Here is a 19,263-nt window from a genome sequence, read left to right as displayed (position 1 = left end):
GGGGAGCATGGCGGAGAGGAGAGGAGCCGCCGTGGCACTGTTCAAGAAGCGGACCGTCGGAAAGCCGGGCGAGTGGTACTACTGCCTGGAGCACAAGAAGGTCGAGGAGGGGCCCGAGTGCCCCAACAAGGACCGCTTCGGTCCCTACGCCTCCCGCGAGGAGGCGCAGCACGCGATGGAGACCGCGAGAGAGCGCAACGTCGAGTGGGAGTCCGATCCCCGCTGGCACGACAAGCCCGAGGGCTCGGACGAGTAGGCACGCGGAGCGGCGCGGGCGGGCGGACGGCTCACCAGCGAGCCGGCGGCGGCGCCGTCAGGTGATCCGCGAGCCGGGACAACCGGTCCCGGAACCCGCGCCGTCCCCGCGGCGCCCCCACCGCCGTCTCCCCGGCCGCCGCGCTGACCAGATGCTGCACCGTGTCCAGGTCGAGATCCGTGTCCTCGGGCACGCTCAGCCCGTCGTGCGCCATGGCGTGCAGATCGCCCCCGCCGCAGGCACCCGCCTCCAGCGCCAGGATCCGCGCCCCGGCCCGCCGCGCGTCGTGCACGCGCTCCAGGAGCGGCGCCCCGGGATCCGTCGGCGTGACCACGAGCAGCGTCTCGCCCCGCCGCGCCGCCTCCAGGCGCCCGAGGCCCACCGCCAGATGCGCCGGGTCGTCGGGCCGCGCCGCGTGCCGCACCAGCGTCGGCGCGAGCTCCGGCATCCCGGACCAGGCCGCCTCGTCCACCAGATGCGCCGCGAGATGCCACGGCTCGTACGTCGGCGAGCCCACCAGGAGGAGCCCGCCGCCGTGCGCGGCGACGGAGGAGCGCAGCGCCCCCGCGAAACGGCGCGTGGCCGACGGCCACTCGGTCCCGGCGAGCACCTCGCGCAGCAGTGCCACTCGTACGGCGTCCATGGGCCCGCATCGTGCCTCAAGTCACGGGCCCGTTCGCCGCGTTCGGGCGAAGTCCGCCCGTACGAGCCACATACCCTTGAGTAGGGTCGCTGCATGACCTCTACCGATAGCAGCCAGAGCGGCCCGAAGGCCCCCGCCAAGGACCCCTGGGACCTCCCCGACGTGTCCGGCCTCGTCGTCGGCGTGCTCGGCGGCACAGGGCCGCAGGGCAAGGGCCTCGCCTACCGCTTCGCCCGCGCGGGCCAGAAGGTGATCCTCGGCTCCCGCGCCGCCGAGCGCGCCGAGGCCGCCGCCGACGAGCTCGGCCTCGGCATCGAGGGCGCCGACAACGCCGAGTGCGCCCGCCGCAGCGACGTCGTGATCGTCGCCGTGCCGTGGGACGGCCACGGCGCCACCCTCGAAGCCCTCCGCGAGGACCTCGCGGGCAAGCTCGTCGTCGACTGCGTCAACCCGCTCGGCTTCGACAAGAAGGGCGCGTACGCCCTGAAGCCCGAGGAGGGCAGCGCCGCCGAACAGGCCGCGGCCCTGCTCCCCGACTCCCGCGTCACCGCCGCCTTCCACCACCTGTCGGCCGTGCTGCTCGCCGACCCCGAGGTCGACGAGATCGACACCGACGTCATGGTGCTCGGCGAGGAGCGCGCCGACGTGGAGATCGTGCAGGCGCTCGCGGGCCGCATCGCCGGCATGCGCGGCATCTTCTCGGGCCGCCTGCGCAACGCGCACCAGGTCGAGTCCCTCGTCGCCAACCTGATCTCCGTGAACCGCCGCTACAAGGCGCACGCGGGACTGCGCGTAACAGACGTATAGCCACGTACGGGGTGCCTTCCGGCGCTCGCGGGGCATGGGGGACACTGGTCGGCGTACTACCCGTCGTGCCGCCGTCTGGAGCCGAAGCCCCATGCCCCGCATCGCACTGTTCGCCCTCGTCGTCTGCGTCCTCGCGGTCGCGGCGGCCGTGGTCTCCTTCGTCGAGGGCAGCTTCCTCGGGATCGTCTGGGTCCTGATCGCCGGCATCACGTCGAACATGACGTGGTTCTACGTGCGCAGGGCCAAGGCCGAGAAGCAGGCCGCCAAGGGCGCTACTGCGTGAACGTCGGGATCTCCGGCGTGCCCTGCCAGAACCGGTAGAACTGCAGACCCCAGTACGTGTCCCACTCGTGGACGCCGAGCGCGCCGAGCACCCAGTCGACCGCGTCGAAGAACCACTGGTTGATCTCCGGGATCCACAGCACCGCGAACACCGCGAGCAGACCGAACGGCGCGAACGGCTCCACCTGACGCCGCACCTTGTACGACAGCCACGGCTCGATCACCCCGTAGCCGTCCAGGCCCGGCACCGGCAGGAAGTTCAGGATCGCCGCCGTCACCTGGAGCAGGGCGAGGAACCCGAGCGCGTAGCGGAACGTGTCCGGCACCCCGTCCAGCGCGTCCAGCCAGAACGGGGCGGTGCACACGATCGCGAACAGCACGTTCGTCAGCGGGCCCGCCGCCGAGATCAGGCTGTGCTTCCAGCGGCCCTGGATGCGGCCCCGCTCGATGAACACGGCGCCGCCCGGCAGACCGATGCCGCCCATGATCACGAAGATCACCGGCAGCACGATGCTCAGCAGCGCGTGCGTGTACTTCAGCGGGTTCAGCGTCAGATAGCCCTTCGAGCCGATCGAGATGTCGCCGCTGTGCAGGGCCGTGCGCGCGTGCGCGTACTCGTGCAGACAGAGCGAGACGACCCAGGCGCCCGTCACGAACAGGAACACCGCGAAGCCCGGCTGGGACGCGAAGTCCGTCCACACCGCCCACCCGGCCACGGCCGTGATCGCGGCGATGCCGAGGAAGACGGGACTGATCCTGTTGTCGCCGCGGCGTGCGGTGGCGGTGGTCATGGGGTGGGACTCCCGGGTCTGGCTGGTCGACTGGCTCACCGAACGTACTCGCTGTACGCGGGAAACGTGTCGCGGTACGGCGGGAGTTCCGGACAAGGTGGGGGCATGACGATGTGGAACGTCTGGTACGACGACTGGCAGATGGAGTGCTGCGGCACACCGTTCTCCGTGGGCGACGAGGTGGCGTGGCCGCTGCGGCCCCAGAACGGCGAGGACCCCGGGGAGTTCCGGGTCGAGACGCACGGCGACGACTGGCCCGTCACGCGCGGGCGGGTGCGGTTCGTGCACATCGTCAGCCGCGTCTACCGGCAGACCGCGCCGGGCTCGCGCACGTACGAGGCGGTGCCCGGGACGCTGCGGAAGCGGCCCGTCGACTCCTGCCCCAAGTGGTTCACCGGCACCGATCCCACGCTCCGCGACGACGGCGTCCTGGTCGGCCTCGAGGTACCCGACGCCGGGCCCGCGGGACAGCGGGGAGAATAGGCCCGTGCGCTACCGCATCCTCGGCACCACGCAGGCACTCCGCGACGACGGCACGGCCGTCCCGGTCGGCGGGGCGCGGCTGCGCGCCCTGCTGACGGTGCTCGCGCTGCGGCCCGGACGCGCGGTGCCCGCCGCGCTCCTCGTCGACGAGGTGTGGGGCGACGAGCCGCCCGCCGACGCGGCCGGTGCGTTGCAGGCGCTCGTCGGGCGGCTGCGCAGGGCGCTGGGCGCCGACGCGGTCACCTCGTCCGACGGGGGCTACCGGCTGGCCGCCGGCGCCGACGACGTCGACCTGTTCCGCTTCGAGCGGCTCACCGGCGACGGGATCGGGGCGCTCGCGGACGGCGACCCCGCCAAGGCGCTCGACGTCCTCGACGACGCGCTCGCCCTGTGGCACGGGCCCGCGCTCGCCGACCTGCCCGACCGGGGGACCGAGGCGACGCGGTGGGAGGCGCGGCACCTGGACGCGCGGCGGGCCAGGCTCGCCGCCTGCCTCGACCTCGGACGGGGGCCGGAGGCCCTGCCCGAGCTCACGTCCCTCTGCGAGACGCACCCGCTGGACGAGCCGTTGCAGGTGCTGCGCCTGCGGGCGTTGCGCTCCGCGGGGCGGGCGGCGGAGGCGCTGGCGGCGTACGAGGCGCTCCGCCGGGACCTGGCGGACACGCTCGGCGCGGACCCCGGGCCTGAACTCCGTGCGCTGCACGCGGAGTTGCTGACCCCGGCGTCCCCAGCGTCCCCCGCGTCCTCGGGCCCCACCGCCCCCACGCCACGGGGCTCCGCCCCGGACCCCGCGCCTCGATCGACGGCGGGGCTCGTTCTGCCGGAGCCGGCCGACGAGCTCGCCCCCGCCTTGGTGCGGCGCGCCGATATGACGGCCTCCGCCCCGGGGAACCTCAGGGCGCGGCTGACCTCGTTCGTCGGGAGGGCGGGGGACATCGAGGCCATTCGGCGCGAGCTCGGCCGCGTACGACTGGTCACCCTGCTCGGGCCCGGCGGCGCGGGCAAGACACGGCTCAGCCAGGAGGCCGCCGAGGGCCTCACCGACACCCCGGACGGCGTGTGGCTCGCCGAACTGGCCCCGGTCAGCGACCCCACCGCCGTGCCGGAGGCAGTCGTCAGCGCCCTCGGCGCCCGCGAAACCGTCCTCCGCGGCGCCGGCGCCGAGGAACTCCGCGCCGCGGGCGACCGCCAGGGCGACGACCCCCTCGTCCGCCTCGTCGAACACTGCGCCGACCGCCGCCTCCTGCTCATCCTCGACAACTGCGAGCACGTCGTCGACGCCGCCGCCACCCTCGCCGACGACCTCCTCGCCCACTGCCCCGGCCTCACGATCCTCGCCACGAGCCGCGAACCCCTCGGCGTACCGGGCGAATCGCTGTACCCGGTCGAGCCGCTCCCGGAGCCGTACGCCCTCCGGCTGTTCGGCGAGCGCGGCGCCGCCGTCCGCCCCGGCTTCACCCCGGACCAGGACCCCGACGCCGTCGGCGAGATCTGCCGCCGCCTCGACGGCCTCCCGCTCGCCATCGAACTCGCCGCCGCCCGCCTGCGCATGCTCACCCCGCGCCAGATCGCCGACCGCCTCGACGACCGCTTCCGCCTCCTCACCTCCGGCGCCCGCACCGCCCTGCCCCGCCAGCAGACGCTGCGCGCGGTCGTCGACTGGTCGTGGGACCTCCTCGACGCGCCCGAACGCGCCACCCTCGCCCGCCTCTCCGTGTTCAGCGGCGGCTGCGACCTGCCCGCCGCCGAGGCCGTCTGCGGCCCCGACGCCCTCGACACCCTCGCCTCCCTCGTCGACAAGTCGCTCGTCGTCGCCGCCCCCGAGGACGACACGGGCGGCATGCGCTACCGGCTCCTGGAGACCGTCTCCGAGTACGCGGCCGACCGCCTCGACGAGTCCGGCGACCGCGCCGACGCCGAGCGCGCCCACCTCACGTACTACCGCGAACTCGCCCGTACCACCGACCCGTTGCTCCGCGGCAGCGGCCAGCGCGCCGCCATCGCCACCATCGAGCGGGACTACGAGAATCTGCGCACGGCCCTGCGGCACGCCGTCGCCGCCGGGGACGAGCAGGAGGCGTTCTGCCTCGTCCTGTCCCTGTCCTGGTTCTGGCAGATGCGGGACCTGCGCACCGACGCCCGTACGTGGACGGGCGAGGCCGCCGCGCTCGGCCCCGACCCGTTCGCGGGACCCGTCCGCCCCGCACCGCCGCTGCACGAGCGCTGCACCGACACCCCGCCCCCGCTCACCGGCGAACTCTTCGAAGAGGCCCGCCGCCAGGTCCACCTGTGCCGCCTCGGCTACATGGACATGGAGATGGACCACTGGCAGAGCGCGGAGGGCCAGGCCCGGCTGCGCGCCGTCATCGAGACGTACCGCGCCGACCTCCCGCAGGCCTGCCGCCCGCCCGGCAACATCTGGTACTTCGCCGTCCTGATGACCGGCGACATGGACAGGCTCCAGGAACTCGCCGCGGTCTCCGCCCGCACCTGCCGCGAACTCGGCTACGACTGGGAGCTCGCCCTCGTCCTCCAGATGCGGGCCAACGTGTTCGCGAACCGCAGCGACTGGGCCGAGGAGGGACTCGCGTACGCCGACGAGTCCCTGGAACTGTTCAGCCGCCTCGGCGACGAGTGGGGCACCGCCGAGGCGCTGTCCGCGCGCGGCGAGGCCCGCGAGAAGCTCGGCGACTTCGAGGGCGCCGCCGCCGACTACAGCCGCGCCCGCGAGGTCGCGCACAGCATGGGCGCCCACTCCCAGGCCGCGATCCTCCAGGTCAGGCTCGGCCAGGCGCGGATCGAGCAGGGGTACACGGAGGAGGGCGAGGCGCTGCTGTGGGAGTCCCTGGAGGACGGCCGCAGACACACCAACGAATCCCGGCCCGCCGCCCGCCTCTTCCTGGTCTCCCACCTGGCGTCCACCGGCCGCACCGCCGAGGCCCGCCACCAACTGGAGCTGCTGCGCGGCGAGTTCAGGGTCGCGCAGATCGGCTTCTTCCACGGCATGACCATCGGCATGGAGGCGATGATCGACGCCGTCGACGGGCACAACGAGGACGCGCTCGGCAACGTACGGCGCTGTCTCGACATCGCGCGGGACCCGCTGTCCGCGCTCGTCATGCCGCAGCTCGTCGGCATGCACCTGTGCACCGGGGCACACGCCCTCGCCCAGCGCGCCGCCGACGGGGACGCGGTGGCCGCGGCGCGGCTCCTCGGCGCCGCCGACGCGACCACCCCCGAGGGCCACAAGCCGGCCCGCCTCGAACGGAATTGGCGGGAGGCGGCCGAGACCGCGGTCCGCGCGCTGCTCGACGAGGCGACGTACGCACGGGAATACGCGAAGGGCGGCGGCCTCTCCCTGGAGGAGGCCACCGCCCTGCTGGGCGACTGACGCCCGACGACTGACGCGGATCGACGGAGGCCGTCGCCCGGCGCGGTCCCGCGTCCGCTCGCTCAGCTCTTCTTGGTGAACTTGCGGATCGCGACCGGCGCCATGACGGCCGTGAGCAGCAGCGACCAGGCGACCGTCACCCACACGTCGTGGGCGGCCGGGCCGCCGACCATCAGGCCGCGGCAGGCGTCCGCGAGGGTCGACATCGGGTTCCAGTCCGTGAAGGCCTGGAGCCAGCCCGGCATCGACTGGGTCGGCGCGAAGATCGACGAACCGAACTGCAGCGGCATCATCACCAGGAAGCCCATGGCCTGCACGGCCTGCGCGGTCTTCATGGTGACGCCGAGCGTCAGGAAGATCCACATGATGGAGGATCCGAAGAACGCGGTGAGTCCGAACGCGGCGAGCAGCCCCACCCAGTTGGTGATGTCGAAGCCGACGAGCAGCGCGACGATCATCAGGATCGTGGTGGCGACGAGCAGCCTCAGGAGCTCCACGGACACCTTGGCCATGAGGACCGAACCGCGCCCGATGGGCAGCGTGCGGAAGCGGTCCATGATGCCCTTGTGGAAGTCCTCGTTGAAGCCGGTGCCCACGCCCTGAGCGATGTTCATGCTCATCATCGCGATCATGCCGGGGATCACGTACTGCACGTACGCGTCCTGGCCGCCGCCCATCGAGGCGCCGATGGAGCCGCCGAAGACGTACACGAACAGGAGCGTGAAGACGATCGGCATGAGCACGGCGTCGAACATCGACTCCGGGTCGTTGCGGATCCACAGCAGGTTGCGCCGTATCAGCGCGCCCGTATGGCGCAGGTGGCCGCGCAGGCCGATCTTGGGGTCGGCCTCGACGGTGATCGTGGGGGCCGCGGCGGTCGGGGAGAGGGTGGTGGCACTCATACGGCGGCCTCCTCGAGTTCGGGCCGGGCGTCCTCCGGGGCGGAGGCCTTCTGGCCGGTGATGGACAGGAACACCTCGTCCAGGCTGGGCAGTTCGGATCCGATCGAGGCGATGGTGATGCCGCGCGCGGTGACCGCGCCGACCACGGCGGTCAGCTGCTCGTCGCTCAGTACGGGGACCAGGACGGCCCCGGACTCGGTGTCCACGGTGGTCGTGGCGAGGCCCGTGAGCCCCATGTCGTCGATCGCGTGCGCGAGCGGGCGCAGCTCCATCGGGTCGGCCGGGCGGATCCGCAGGGTGCGGCCGCCGACCTTCGCCTTCAGCTCCTCGATGCCGCCCGCGGCGATGACCCGGCCGCGGTCGATGACGGTGAGCTCGGAGGCGAGCTGCTCGGCCTCCTCCATGTACTGCGTGGTGAGCAGGACGGTGACGCCGTCCCGCACCATGCTCCTCACCTCGTCCCACACCTCGTTACGGGTACGGGGGTCGAGGCCGGTCGTCGGCTCGTCCAGGTAGAGGACGTGCGGGCGGCCGATCATCGAAGCGGCGAGGTCGAGGCGGCGCCGCATGCCGCCGGAGTACGTCTTGGCGGGCCGGGCGGCGGCGTCGGTGAGGCTGAACCGCTCGAGGAGCCCGTCGGCCCGCGCCTTCGCCTCCTTCCTGGACAGGTCGAGCAGCCGCCCGATCATGTACAGGTTCTCCCGCCCGCTGATCTTCTCGTCGACCGAGGCGTACTGGCCGGTGAGACCGATCACGCGGCGGAGCTGGCGGGGCTGCTGCACGGCGTCGTAGCCGGCGACGATCGCCGTGCCGGCGTCCGGGGTGATCAGGGTGGAGAGGCAGCGTACGAGGGTGGTCTTGCCGGCGCCGTTCGGCCCCAGCACGCCCATCACGGTGCCCTCGTGCACGTCCAGGTCCACGCCGTCCAGGGCCTTGGTCTCGCCGTAGTGCTTGACCAGCCCCCGCACGGACACGGCGACCGGGCGGTGGCTGCCCGGACCGATCTCGGGATTCTTGTCGTTTCGCGTCATGCCCACCAAGCTGCCACCCCCCACCGACAACCCACCGACATCCGTCCGACAGCGGGTGGGCGGTGCCGACAGGGGGCCGACAGGGGGTGGGGCGGGTGGGTCGGGGTGCGCGGCGACGTGGGCTGAGGTGGGTGGGAGATGGGCGGGGGAGAGGGAGAGCCGGGAGCGCGTGGGGCGCACACCCCCCCCGTAACCCCGCGGAGCGAAAGGCGCGGCCCGCCGTTGGGGGAAGACGGCGGGCCGCGGTCGTACCGAATTGGCTCAGCGGACGGGTCGGCCCCGCCCGGGTGCGCCCAGTGGACGAGGCCGTCCCGTCCGGGGTGCGGTCAGTGGACGGAGTGTTGCTCCTGGGGGAACGTTCCGCCGACGACGTCCTCCGCGAACGCCTTCGCCGCGTCGGACATGACCGACCGCAGTTCGGCGTACTTCTTCACGAAGCGCGGCATCTTCCCACCGGTGAGGCCGAGCGCGTCCGTCCAGACCAGGACCTGCGCGTCCGTACCGGCCCCCGCCCCGATGCCGACCGTCGGAATGTGCAGCGCCCGCGTGACCTCGGCCGCCAGCTCCGCCGGCACCAGTTCCAGGACGACGGCGAACGCGCCCGCGTCCTGCACCGCCTTCGCGTCCCGCAGCAGCTGCGCCGCGGCCTCCTCGCCGCGCCCCTGCACGCGGTAGCCCTGCGTGTTGACGGACTGCGGCGTCAGGCCGATGTGCGCCATGACGGGGATCCCGGCGTCGACGAGCAGCTTGATCTGCTCGTGGGAGCGCTCGCCGCCCTCCAGCTTCACCGCTCCGACCCCGGCCTCCTTGACCAGCCGCATCGCGGACCTGAGCGCCTGCGTCGGGCCCTCCTGGTACGAGCCGAACGGCAGATCGCCGACGATCAGCGCGCGGGACGTGCCCCGTACGACCGCCGCCGACAGCATCACCATCTGGTCCAGGGTCACCGGCACCGTCGTGTCGTACCCGAGGTGGCAGTTGCCCGCCGAGTCGCCGACCAGCATCACGGGGATCCCGGACTCGTCGAAGACCGACGCCGTCATCGCGTCGTACGCGGTGAGCATGGGCCACTTCTCGCCGCGCTCCTTGGCGAGGCCGATGTCCCGGACCGAGACCCGCCGCGAGCCCTTGCCCCCGTACAGCACGGTGGACTTCTGGGCACTCTGCTCGCTCGGTGCGCTCTGTGCGTTCTGGGCAGCCGAAAGCTCTGTGGGTTGCGTCATCGCAACGGCTCCTTCTTGTCGTCTCGAGGCGCCCTCACGGCGTCCCCGGATCACCTCCATGGTGGCACCGCGTGCCGCCCTCGCGCCAGGCCCCCAACGCCCGGTAAAGCCTCGGCAAGGCTTTCCGTACGGCTTTCAATACGAGACGGTTCCGTATCGAAATGGGTCTAGGGTCGTTCCCATGACCACTCCCGCCGCCCCTCAGGGCTCCCAGGGTTCCGCCGTGGCGGAGGCCGTGCACCGCCGCCGATGGGTGATCCTCGGCGTGCTCATGCTGAGCCTGCTGATCGTCGTCCTGGACAACTCGATCCTGAACGTCGCGATCAAGACGATCTCGACCCCCGCCCCCGTGGGCCTCGGCGCCTCGCAGAGCGAGCTCGAGTGGGCCATCAACGCGTACACGCTCGTCTTCGCCGGCCTGCTCTTCACCGCCGGACTGCTCGGCGACCGCATCGGACGCAAGAAGGTCCTCATCGGCGGGCTCGTCGTCTTCGGCATCGGCTCCGCGCTCGCCGCCGAGTCCGGCTCGCCCGCCCAACTCGTCGCGTTCCGCGCGGTGATGGGCCTCGGCGCCGCCTTCGTCATGCCCGCCACGCTCGCCGTGCTCATGAACGTCTTCGAGCGGGACGAACAGCCCAAGGCCATCGGCATCTGGGCCGGCGGCGTCGGCCTCGCCATCGCGATCGGCCCGATCACCGGAGGACTGCTCCTCGACCACTTCTGGTGGGGCTCGGTCTTCCTCGTCAACGTGCCGATCGTGATCATCGCCATCGTCCTGATGCTCGCGCTCGTGCCCGACTCCAGGGACCCGAAGCCGGGCCGAGTCGACCTCGTCGGGGTGCTCCTGTCGATCGTCGGACTCGTACTGCTCGTCTACGGGATCATCAAGGGCGGCGACGAGGGCGACTTCACCGGTGCCGAAGTGCTGTCCACGATCGCCGCGGGCCTCGCCGTCCTGGTGGCCTTCGTGCTGTACGAGAAGCGCAGCGACCACCCGTCGTTCGACATCAACTACTTCAAGAACAAGGTGTTCTCGGCCGCCATGGCCGGCATCGCGCTCGTCTTCTTCGCGATGATGGGCGTCACGTTCTTCGCGTCGTTCTACATCCAGAGCGTGCGCGGCTACTCGCCGCTCCAGACCGGCGCGTTCCTGCTGCCGCTCGCCGCCGCCCAGCTGATCTTCGCGCCGCGCGCCCGGCTCGTCGTCGACCGGCTCGGCGTGCGCGTCACCACGACCGGGGGACTGCTGCTGCTCGCGGCGATGCTCGCCGCGTTCACCCTCCTCGACGAGGACACCCCGATCTGGGTCATGGAGGTCATCTTCTTCTTCATGGGTACGGGCATGGCCCACGTCATGACGCCGACCAGCGTCGTGATCATGCAGGCGCTGCCGCGCGAGAAGGCGGGCTCGGCGTCCGCGCTCAGCAATACGTTCCGCCAGGTCGGCGGCGCGCTCGGGATCGCGGTGCTCGGCTCGGTGCTGTCCACGGTGTACCGGAACGGGATCGAGGACCAGCTCCAGCGCCTGCCCGCCGGGCTCAAGGACGCGGCGGGCGCCTCCATCGAGGCCACGCTCAGCGTCGCCGAGAAGCTCGGGCCGCGCGGCGAGCCCCTGGTCGGCGTCGCCAACGGGTCGTTCGTGCACGCCATGCACGTCACGGCCCTCTGCGGCGCGGGCGTCGCCGTGCTCAGCTCGGTGCTCACCGGCCTGTTCCTGCCGCGCAAGCCCAAGGACCCGCCGGCCGAGCAGAGCGGTGAACAGCCGGAGAAGGTCGGGGCGGGCCATTGATCCGCCGCCGACCCGCCGGTTGAGAGAATGCGCCGGGGCCGGCCGGCGGAACGGCCGACCCCGGGCGCGGAGAGAGGCGGACGGCGTGGACGCGGGCACCGAACCGGCAGAGCGGCGGACCCGGCGGCGACGGATCGCCGGGCACGCGGCACGGTCCGCCGCGCCCGCGCGGGGCCGCCCCCGCAGCGAGGCCGTCGAGCAGGCGATCATCGAGGGCGTCATCGACCTCCTCGAACAGGGCGTGCCGCTCACGGAGTTGTCCATCGAGCGCATCGCCAGGACCGCGGGCGTCGGCAAGGCCACCATCTACCGGCGCTGGAGCGGCCGCGAGGCGCTGTTCGTCGACGTCGTCGCCACCATCGAGGAACCCGACCCCGAGCTGCCCGGCACGTCCGTGCGCGACGACCTCGTGCGGCTCCTCGAGCACATGCGCAGGCGCGGCCTCAGCATGCGCACTTCCGCGCTGCTGCACAACGTCCTGGCGCAGATGAAGACCCTGCCGCGGCTCTGGGACGCGTACCAGGAACTCGTCGTGGACCCGCGGCGACGGGCCACGCACGACGTGGTGCGGCGCGGCGTCGAGAGCGGTGAGCTGCCGCCCGACACGGACGTCGAGTTCGCGGCCGACCTGATCACCGGGCCGATGCTGCTGCGCACCGTCATGCGGTCCGACGCGCCGCTGGCCGACGACCTCGCCGAGCGGATCGTCGACACGGTGCTCGCGGGGCTGCGCGCCGGCCGCTGACGCCGCGTGGTGCCGCGCGCGGGTGTGGCGCGTGCCGACGAGGGGACGTCGATGTGCGGGTTTTGTCACAGCGCGCGTTCCGGGGGAGGCTCGCGGAACTCCACGTACCACCGTGTACGTCCCCGTGGTCGTAGAGACATGGAAAGCCGCTGCTCATCGCCTACTGTTTGGCGGGGGCAGCGGGCACGGCAGGCAGTGAGGCGACGACGGCATGGCGCAGGCGTACAAGGGTGGCGGCGGCAACGGTTCCGGGACCACCGGACCGGGGACCCGGCTGCGACGCCAGGGCGGCCCGTTGCGCGGCGACCGCGGGTACTGGCGGCGCGGCATCGTCCTCGCGGTGCTCGCGATCCTGCTGGCGCTCGTCATGGTGCTGCACGCGCAGATCCCCAACACGGTCGGCAACCTCGGATCGCTGACCGAGACGTTCCTGCCGTGGCTCGGCGTCTTCGTGCCGGTGCTGCTCGTGCTCGGTCTCGTACGGAGGTCGGCGACCGCGGTGATCGCGGTGCTCGCCCCCGCGATCGTCTGGTTCAACCTCTTCGGCGGGCTGCTCACCGACAAGACGGGCAGCGGCGGCGACCTCACCGTCGTCACGCACAACGTCAACGCGGAGAACGCCGATCCGGCCGGCACCGCGAAGGACGTCTCCGCGTCCGGGGCGCAGGTCGTCGCCCTGGAGGAGGTGACGGCGCAGGCGCTGCCGACGTACCGGGACGCGCTCGCACGGCAGTACCCGTACCACGCGGTGAAGGGCACGGTCGGGCTGTGGAGCAAGTACCCGCTCTCCGACACGCAGTCCGTCGACATCAAGCTCGGCTGGACGCGGGCGCTGCGCACGACCGTCGCGACGCCGCACGGCAAGGTCGCCGTGTACGTGGCGCATCTGCCGTCGGTGCGGGTGAAGCTGAACTCCGGGTTCACCGCGAGCCAGCGCGACAAGAGCGCGGACGCGCTCGGTGAGGCGATCGCCGACGAGCCGCTGGACAAGGTCGTGCTGCTCGGCGACCTGAACGGGACGATGAACGACCGGGCGCTCAAGGGCGTCACCTCGCAGATGCGGTCCACGCAGGGCGCGGCGGGCTCCGGGTTCGGGTTCAGCTGGCCGGCCGGATTCCCGATGGCGCGGATCGACCAGATCATGGTCAAGGGTGTGGAGCCGGTCACGTCGTGGACGCTGCCGAGGACCGGGAGCGACCATCTGCCGATCGCGGCGCGGGTCGACATCTGAGGTCAGCGGGGGTCGGCGGGCCGACGGCCATCGGTTCGCCGTTCGTCACGGCGCTTTAACCTCCCGGAATAGTCGACGGACGAGGCTTTGTTCCGCACGTAAACTTACGTACTCCGCACGTACGCGTTCACGTACGCACGCACTCCCGCCGTCGCTACCCGAAAGTTGCTCCATGCCCCTCGCCCTGCTCGCGCTCGCCGTGGGCGCCTTCGGCATCGGCACGACCGAGTTCGTCATCATGGGCCTGCTGCCCAACGTCGCCGACGACCTGGGCATCTCGATCCCGGACGCCGGACACCTCGTCTCCGCGTACGCGCTCGGCGTCGTCATCGGCGCGCCGCTGCTCGCCGCGGTCACCGCGCGGATGCCGCGGCGCCGCGTCCTGATCGGCCTGATGGCCCTCTTCGTCGTCGGCAACGCGGTGTCGGCGGCGGCCCCCGACTACCACTCGCTGCTGCTGGCCCGGTTCGTCAGCGGACTGCCGCACGGCGCGTTCTTCGGCGTCGGCGCGGTCGTCGCCACGTCCCTCGTGGCCCCGGAACGCAAGGCGCGCTCCGTCTCCCTGATGTTCCTCGGCCTGACCATCGCCAACGTCGTCGGCGTGCCCGCCGCGACCGCGATGGGCCAGCAGCTCGGGTGGCGCGCCACGTTCCTCGCGGTCAGCGCGATCGGCCTGCTCGCCATCGCGGCGCTGGTGGCCCTCGTCCCCGCGGACCACGGCCACGGCGAGAGCGCCGCCGGTCTGCGGGGCGAACTCCGCGCCCTCAAGTCCCTCCCGGTCTGGCTCGCCCTCGGCACGACCGTCGCCGGATTCGGCGCGCTCTTCGCCGCGTACAGCTACATCACGCCGATGCTCACCGACGCCGCGGGCTACGCCGACGCCTCCGTGACGCTGCTCCTCGCGCTCTTCGGCCTCGGCGCCACGATCGGCAACCTCATGGGCGGCCGCCTCGCCGACCACTCCCTGCGCGGCACCCTCTTCGGCGGCCTCACGTCCCTGGCCGCGGTCCTGGCCCTCTTCCCGCTCCTCATGCGTACGGAGTGGAGCGCGGCGCTCGCCGTCTTCCTCCTGGGCATGGCGGCGTTCACGACGGGCTCCCCCCTCCAGCTGATCGTGATGGAAAAGGCCTCCGCGGCCCCGTCCCTCGCCTCCTCCGCCAACCAGGCCGCCTTCAACCTGGCCAACGCCGGCGGCGCCTGGATCGGCGGCCTCACCCTCGCCGCCGGCTTCGGCACCACGTCCCCGGCCCTCGCGGGCGCCACCCTGGCCGTCCTCGGCGTAGCGGTCGCCACCCTCGCCTACACGGTGGACCGCCGCCGCACCCCCTCGACCCCGGGCCGCCTGGTGGCATCCCACGTCCCGACGGAACAGGAACCGGCGCGACGCTGACGCGTGCGTGACAGCGGACAGAGGGGCGGGGCACACGTCGGTGTGCCCCGCCCCTGCGTGTGTCAGGCCCGGTAGCCCAGGACCGTCATCATGCCTGCCTCCGAGTGGTAGACGTTGTGGCAGTGGAGCATCCAGAGGCCGGGGTTGTCGGCGTCGAAGTCGGCGGTCACCGTGGTGTTCGGGAGGACCACGGCCGTGTCCTTGCGGGGGCCGTCGCCGAGGGTGAACGTGTGGCCGTGCAGATGGACCGGGTGCCACATCGACGTGGTGTTGGTGAACACCAGGCGGACCCGCTCGCCCGCCCGCACCGGGTACCGCTGGTCGGGGTCGTACGGCTTCTTGTTGAACGCCCAGTCGTACTTGGCCATCCCACCCGTGAGCTCGAGCTCGATCGTGCGGTCCGGTTTGCGGGAGGGGAGGGACACCGAGTCGTCGGCCTTCAGTTTGTCCGCTGTCAGGAGGCGGGCGTTCAACTCCTTCGGACGGGTCGAGGGCTTCGGCGGCGCGCCCGTACCCGTGCGCAGCACCGCCATCCCCGACGCCTTCTTGCCCTCCGCGAGCGCCGTCAGCGGGAACACCCCGTCGCCGGCCGTCACCAGCACGTCGTACCGCTCGCCCATCCCGAGCAGCAGCGCGTCCGTCTTCGAGTGCCGCACCGGGAAGCCGTCCGTGTGCGTCACCGTCATCTCGTGGCCGCCGAGCGCCACGCGGAACGCCGTGTCGCCGCCCGCGTTCACGAACCGGATCCTGATGCGGTCGCCAGGGCGGGCGTCGAAGGACGAAGGGGCTTGCGACGTACGGCCGTTGACCAGGTAGTACGGGTACTTCACGTCGCCCGCGTCGCCGCCGAGGAGGTCGCTCTTCGCGCCCATCATCATGCGGGAGGGGCTCTTCTCCTCCCGTGACGACGACGTCATCGACATGTTCGACATGTTCGACATGTCGTGGCCCGAGTGGCCACCCCCGTGGTCCATCCCCGCGCGGAGCTCCTTCAGCACCGCGTCCGGCGTCGAGCCGTCCACCCCGTCGACCCAGTCGTCCAGGACGACCACCCACTCCTTGTCGTAGGAGAGCGGTTCCTTGGGGTCCTCCACGATCAGCGGCGCGTACAGGCCGCGGTCCTGCTGCGTGCCCGAATGCGGGTGGAACCAGTACGTGCCGGGGTGCGGCACCGTGAAGCGGTAGCGGAAGTCGGCGCCCGGCGCGATCGACTTCTGCGTCAGGCCCGGTACGCCGTCCATGTCGTTGCGCAGCGCGATGCCGTGCCAGTGCAGGGACGTCGGCTCGGGCAGGTGGTTGGCGAGCGTGAGGTCGAGCGTGTCGCCGGCCGTGACCCGGGCGGCCTCGCCGGGCAGTTCGCCGCCGTACGACCAGGACGTGACCGTGCGGTCGCCCAGGTCGAGCCGGGTCGCGGCTGCCGTGAGCCGGACCTTCCTGGTCCTGCCGGTGCCGCCGCGCTTCTTCTCGGCCGCGGCGACCTCCTTGCCCGCCGGGTCGACGTAGCCGCCGGGCGCGCTCCCGGCCGAGCCGTGCCCGCCGTGCCCGCCGTGTCCCGAAGAGGAGCCGGCGGACGACGAGCACGCGGCCAGCGTGCCCGTCCCCGCCACGGCGATCGCCGCGCCGAGCAGGGTGCGTCGAGTGGGGGTGCGCGGAGTCTCCTTGCGCATGCGTGTGTACCTCGCTGTCGATGAGGGTGGATCAAGGCGTGCGGAAACGGGCGCAGGCCTAAATGCGCAGCACCGACAGCAGGGACAGGACTCTTCGTGGCGGGGGAGGGTTGGGCCGCTGGGCGAAGGAGAGCCCGCGCGTACGCGGACCGGGCGCCACGGCTGCGAGCAGCGGGCGCAGCACGACCGCCGTGAGCAGGACGAGCAGGGTGAACGAGCCGAGCACGGCCAGGCACACGTTCAGCGGGTCCATGCCGCCGTGGCCGGGGGAGTCGGGGGCGTGCTCGTGGACGGCGGGCGCGTGCGGCGAACCGTCGTGCGCCGCAGACGCCGGCACGGGAGCCGACATGGGCGCCGGCATGGGAGTCGACATGAGAGCCGTCATGGGCGCTGCATTCGTCCCGTGGCCCGAGCCCGAGCCCGCCCCGTGCCCCGACGGATGCCCCAACGTATGCATGCAGACGATCCCGAAGAGCAGCCCGGCGAACAGCAGCAGCCGCTGCCACCGCCCCGCCGCGCTCCTCGCCCTCGCCATGCCCCGCACCCTACCCCCGCCCGGTATCCATCCGGCCCCGAGGGCACACCCGGACACACGTGAGCCCCGGTGGTCCGGGGCGAGCGCCCGCCCGGACCACCGGGGCGTCCGTGACGTCAGCGGCGGTACGAGTTCACGTAACCCGGAGCCGGTGAGCCGACCCCCGTCACGTCGTCGTAGCCCCTGACGGCCTTCAGGGAGGCGTCCTTGCCGAGGCTGCGCACCGACGTGAGCAGGCCCTCGGAGGAGTCGTAGCTGTTCGCGTAGTCGACGCGGGCCACGGCGAGGTCCTTGCCGGTCGGCTTGTCGACGACGTCGTGGTACTTGGCGGTGCCGTACCGGTCGTAGATCGCCGGGTTCGCGAAGCCGAGCGCCTTGCCGCCGCCCGTCTGCTGCGCCAGCGCCTGCACACCGGCGATGACCGGCGCGGCGAGCGAGGTGCCGCCGATGCGGTACTCGTCGTAGCCGAGCGAGCCGTCGGGCAGGGTCTGTGTCTGGCCGACGAGGAAGCCGGTGTTCGGGTCGGCGATGGCGCCGATGTCCGGGACGACGCGGTTCTTGCCGCCGTTGGCGCCCGCCAGCGCGTCCGGCACGACGCCCTTCTGGTAGTCGGGCTGCGCGACGGTCTTGCTGGTGCCGCCGCCCGCGCCGGAGGTGTACGCGCCCGGGAAGTCGGTCCAGCTCTTGCCGTCGGCCGCGAGGTTCGACTTCAGCGTGCCCCAGCCGGTCTCCCACTGGTACGTGTCGCCCTTGCCGACGGCGAGCGAGGTGCCGCCGACGGCCGTCACCCACGCCGAGTTGGCGGGCGTGTCGACCTGCTTCGTACCCGTCGACGCGACGTTGTCGCCGTTGTCGCCCGACGAGAAGTAGAAGCCGATGCCCTCGACGGCGCCCAGCTGGAACACCTGGTCGTACGCGGCCGCCAGCTCGGGCGTCTGGTTGGCCTCGATGTCGCCCCAGGAGTTGGAGACGATGTCGGCGAGGTGCTTGTCGACGATCGTGCCCAGCGAGTCGAGCAGGTCGTCGTCGTAGCAGGAGGCCGCGCCCACGTACGTGATGTCGGCGGCCGGCGCCATCGCGTGCACGGCCTCGACGTCGAGGGTCTCCTCGCCGTACCAGCCCGCCGCGTCGCACTCCTTGATCTTCGAGTACTTCTTCGGCAGCACCTGCTTCAACTGGCCGGTGTTGTAGCCCGCGTCCCCGTGCTTCTTCGCGTACGTCGCCGCGTCCTTGGCGATGGTCGGCGAGGCGTACGCGTCGGTGATCGCGACCTTCACGCCCTTGCCGGTCGCCTTCCCCGCGCCGTACGCGGCCCGCAGCTGCTTGCCGGTGTAGCCCCTCGGGGCGTAGGGGACCTTGGTGCCGTACGCGTCCGGGAGCGTGGTCGCGATGTTCGAGCCGTAGTACGTGGAGAAGGGGCCGGCGTTGCGGAACACGGCGCTCGGCGGCGGCAGTTGGTCCTGCTTCGTCGCCTTGTGCGGGGCGCTGTCGAGGCCGGTGACGGTGAGCACGGCGCCGTCGAGGGAGGCCGGGACGGTGGCGGCGGCGGACGGGGCGCGGTAGGTGTGCCCGCCCTTCTTGTAGTCGTGCAGCTGGGTGCCGAAGGCCTTCTCGGCGGCGGCCACGTCGCCCGACACGGACAGATAGCGCGCGGTGGAGCCGGTCACGGTCAGGCCGGAGGACTTCAGCCAGGCCGTGACCTCGGCCATCTGCTCCTTCGTCGCCCCGAAGCGGCTGTGCGCCTCCTTGGCGCTCAGATACTTCTGGTACCGCTTCGACGACGGGTCGGACACGGCCTTCGCGTAGGCGGCGAGGCCCTTCGCGTCCCGGCCCGCGAGGTAGACGCGCGCGGTGACCCTGCCGCTGTCCGCGGTGTCGCCCTTGTCGGCGGCGCCGGTGGCCCACAGCGGTTTGGTGCCGCTGAGGGTGTCCCGGTCGTGCGGCTGTGCGTGGGCCGGAGCGGCCAGCGCGAGCGCGCCGGCGAGCAGCGGAAGGGTGGCCGCGATGCTCAGGCCGGCCCGTGAGCGGCGTGTGCCGCGGTTCGATCTCATGTGGAACCCCCCTGGATAGAGGTGCTGGCTGTGCCGCGGTGCATGT

General features: G+C 72.3%; 17 protein-coding genes. 9 read left to right on the top strand and 8 right to left on the bottom strand.

Going from position 1 to position 19,263, the window contains the following annotated elements; all coding sequences use genetic code 11:
• Positions 1-31: 31 nt before the first annotated feature.
• Positions 32-256 (top strand): hypothetical protein, encoded by a 225-nt coding sequence (locus tag ACTWJ8_RS13555; RefSeq protein ID WP_356377735.1) that lies wholly within the window; start codon positions 32-34, stop codon positions 254-256.
• 31 nt (positions 257-287) lie between these two features.
• Here the strand turns inward: ACTWJ8_RS13555 and ACTWJ8_RS13550 are convergent, their stop codons facing one another.
• Positions 288-899 (bottom strand): hypothetical protein, encoded by a 612-nt coding sequence (locus tag ACTWJ8_RS13550; RefSeq protein WP_356377737.1) that lies wholly within the window; start codon positions 897-899, stop codon positions 288-290.
• Positions 900-992: 93 nt separating this feature from the next.
• Between ACTWJ8_RS13550 and npdG the strand changes: the two genes are divergently transcribed.
• On the top strand, positions 993-1,706 hold the full coding sequence (npdG, locus tag ACTWJ8_RS13545) for an NADPH-dependent F420 reductase (protein WP_356377740.1): 714 nt from the start codon (positions 993-995) through the stop codon (positions 1,704-1,706).
• Between the two features lie 91 nt (positions 1,707-1,797).
• On the top strand, positions 1,798-1,989 hold the full coding sequence (locus ACTWJ8_RS13540) for a hypothetical protein (RefSeq protein ID WP_356377743.1): 192 nt from the start codon (positions 1,798-1,800) through the stop codon (positions 1,987-1,989).
• Here ACTWJ8_RS13540 and ACTWJ8_RS13535 read toward each other — a convergent pair.
• Positions 1,979-2,779 (bottom strand): site-2 protease family protein, encoded by an 801-nt coding sequence (locus tag ACTWJ8_RS13535; RefSeq protein WP_356377746.1) that lies wholly within the window; start codon positions 2,777-2,779, stop codon positions 1,979-1,981. The two genes, ACTWJ8_RS13540 and ACTWJ8_RS13535, sit on opposite strands and share 11 nt — an antisense overlap.
• A gap of 105 nt (positions 2,780-2,884) precedes the next feature.
• Here ACTWJ8_RS13535 and ACTWJ8_RS13530 point away from each other — a divergent pair, with 105 nt between their 5' ends.
• Positions 2,885-3,262 (top strand): DUF6578 domain-containing protein, encoded by a 378-nt coding sequence (locus ACTWJ8_RS13530; protein ID WP_356377749.1) that lies wholly within the window; start codon positions 2,885-2,887, stop codon positions 3,260-3,262.
• Positions 3,263-3,266: 4 nt separating this feature from the next.
• Positions 3,267-6,653, top strand: coding sequence for an AfsR/SARP family transcriptional regulator (locus ACTWJ8_RS13525; protein ID WP_443263943.1), 3,387 nt, complete (start codon positions 3,267-3,269; stop codon positions 6,651-6,653).
• Between the two features lie 62 nt (positions 6,654-6,715).
• Here ACTWJ8_RS13525 and ACTWJ8_RS13520 read toward each other — a convergent pair whose 3' ends face one another.
• The 3 genes from ACTWJ8_RS13520 to panB all read right to left on the bottom strand — a co-directional run bounded on the left by ACTWJ8_RS13520 (position 6,716) and on the right by panB (position 9,809).
• Complete coding sequence (locus ACTWJ8_RS13520) at positions 6,716-7,555, bottom strand: ABC transporter permease (protein WP_443263942.1); 840 nt, start codon at positions 7,553-7,555, stop codon at positions 6,716-6,718.
• Positions 7,552-8,586 (bottom strand): ATP-binding cassette domain-containing protein, encoded by a 1,035-nt coding sequence (locus tag ACTWJ8_RS13515; protein ID WP_443263941.1) that lies wholly within the window; start codon positions 8,584-8,586, stop codon positions 7,552-7,554. The genes ACTWJ8_RS13520 and ACTWJ8_RS13515 overlap by 4 nt, the downstream gene beginning before the upstream one ends.
• 326 nt (positions 8,587-8,912) lie before the next feature.
• A complete protein-coding gene (panB, locus tag ACTWJ8_RS13510; protein ID WP_356377761.1) occupies positions 8,913-9,809 on the bottom strand; it encodes a 3-methyl-2-oxobutanoate hydroxymethyltransferase in 897 nt (298 codons plus the stop codon).
• 181 nt (positions 9,810-9,990) lie between these two features.
• Between panB and ACTWJ8_RS13505 the strand changes: the two genes are divergently transcribed.
• From ACTWJ8_RS13505 to ACTWJ8_RS13490, 4 genes are all read left to right on the top strand, one after another.
• The gene (locus tag ACTWJ8_RS13505) at positions 9,991-11,598 is read left to right on the top strand and encodes a DHA2 family efflux MFS transporter permease subunit (protein ID WP_443263940.1); all 1,608 of its coding nucleotides are present in this window, start codon (positions 9,991-9,993) and stop codon (positions 11,596-11,598) included.
• A gap of 133 nt (positions 11,599-11,731) precedes the next feature.
• Positions 11,732-12,343, top strand: coding sequence for a TetR/AcrR family transcriptional regulator (locus tag ACTWJ8_RS13500; RefSeq protein WP_356377972.1), 612 nt, complete (start codon positions 11,732-11,734; stop codon positions 12,341-12,343).
• A 211-nt stretch (positions 12,344-12,554) separates the two neighbouring features.
• Complete coding sequence (locus tag ACTWJ8_RS13495) at positions 12,555-13,574, top strand: endonuclease/exonuclease/phosphatase family protein (RefSeq protein WP_443263939.1); 1,020 nt, start codon at positions 12,555-12,557, stop codon at positions 13,572-13,574.
• Between the two features lie 172 nt (positions 13,575-13,746).
• A complete protein-coding gene (locus ACTWJ8_RS13490) occupies positions 13,747-14,964 on the top strand; it encodes an MFS transporter (RefSeq protein WP_356377770.1) in 1,218 nt (405 codons plus the stop codon).
• Between the two features lie 62 nt (positions 14,965-15,026).
• On the opposite strand, the gene ACTWJ8_RS13485 is transcribed toward ACTWJ8_RS13490, so the two are convergent.
• The 3 genes from ACTWJ8_RS13485 to ACTWJ8_RS13475 form a co-directional block, all read right to left on the bottom strand.
• Positions 15,027-16,631 carry a multicopper oxidase family protein gene (locus tag ACTWJ8_RS13485; RefSeq protein WP_443263938.1) on the bottom strand — a complete coding sequence of 535 codons (1,605 nt, stop codon included), beginning with the start codon at positions 16,629-16,631 and terminating at the stop codon, positions 15,027-15,029.
• Positions 16,632-16,689: 58 nt separating this feature from the next.
• Entirely contained in the window at positions 16,690-17,166 is a 477-nt protein-coding gene (locus tag ACTWJ8_RS13480; protein ID WP_443263937.1) for a DUF6153 family protein, read from the bottom strand.
• A gap of 116 nt (positions 17,167-17,282) precedes the next feature.
• Positions 17,283-19,217 (bottom strand): S53 family peptidase, encoded by a 1,935-nt coding sequence (locus tag ACTWJ8_RS13475; protein ID WP_443263936.1) that lies wholly within the window; start codon positions 19,215-19,217, stop codon positions 17,283-17,285.
• Positions 19,218-19,263: the final 46 nt, after the last annotated feature.

Origin of the sequence: Streptomyces sp. SDT5-1 (assembly GCF_052245995.1) — a bacterium.
In the GTDB taxonomy this organism is placed as follows: domain Bacteria; phylum Actinomycetota; class Actinomycetes; order Streptomycetales; family Streptomycetaceae; genus Streptomyces.
The sequence above is the reverse complement of the archived record's forward strand: the minus strand, read 5'-3'. Positions and strand labels throughout refer to the sequence as shown.

Excerpts from the sequence above, each read along its gene's own strand:
- ACTWJ8_RS13550 (WP_356377737.1), bottom strand. The coding sequence starts at position 899 with ATGGACGCCGTACGAGTGGCACTGCTGCGCGAGGTGCTCGCCGGGACC.
- npdG (WP_356377740.1), top strand. The coding sequence starts at position 993 with ATGACCTCTACCGATAGCAGCCAGAGCGGCCCGAAGGCCCCCGCCAAG.
- ACTWJ8_RS13540 (WP_356377743.1), top strand. The coding sequence starts at position 1,798 with ATGCCCCGCATCGCACTGTTCGCCCTCGTCGTCTGCGTCCTCGCGGTC.
- ACTWJ8_RS13535 (WP_356377746.1), bottom strand. The coding sequence starts at position 2,779 with ATGACCACCGCCACCGCACGCCGCGGCGACAACAGGATCAGTCCCGTC.
- ACTWJ8_RS13530 (WP_356377749.1), top strand. The coding sequence starts at position 2,885 with ATGACGATGTGGAACGTCTGGTACGACGACTGGCAGATGGAGTGCTGC.
- ACTWJ8_RS13520 (WP_443263942.1), bottom strand. The coding sequence starts at position 7,555 with ATGAGTGCCACCACCCTCTCCCCGACCGCCGCGGCCCCCACGATCACC.
- ACTWJ8_RS13515 (WP_443263941.1), bottom strand. The coding sequence starts at position 8,586 with ATGACGCGAAACGACAAGAATCCCGAGATCGGTCCGGGCAGCCACCGC.
- panB (WP_356377761.1), bottom strand. The coding sequence starts at position 9,809 with ATGACGCAACCCACAGAGCTTTCGGCTGCCCAGAACGCACAGAGCGCA.
- ACTWJ8_RS13505 (WP_443263940.1), top strand. The coding sequence starts at position 9,991 with ATGACCACTCCCGCCGCCCCTCAGGGCTCCCAGGGTTCCGCCGTGGCG.
- ACTWJ8_RS13495 (WP_443263939.1), top strand. The coding sequence starts at position 12,555 with ATGGCGCAGGCGTACAAGGGTGGCGGCGGCAACGGTTCCGGGACCACC.
- ACTWJ8_RS13490 (WP_356377770.1), top strand. The coding sequence starts at position 13,747 with ATGCCCCTCGCCCTGCTCGCGCTCGCCGTGGGCGCCTTCGGCATCGGC.
- ACTWJ8_RS13485 (WP_443263938.1), bottom strand. The coding sequence starts at position 16,631 with ATGCGCAAGGAGACTCCGCGCACCCCCACTCGACGCACCCTGCTCGGC.
- ACTWJ8_RS13480 (WP_443263937.1), bottom strand. The coding sequence starts at position 17,166 with ATGGCGAGGGCGAGGAGCGCGGCGGGGCGGTGGCAGCGGCTGCTGCTG.
- ACTWJ8_RS13475 (WP_443263936.1), bottom strand. The coding sequence starts at position 19,217 with ATGAGATCGAACCGCGGCACACGCCGCTCACGGGCCGGCCTGAGCATC.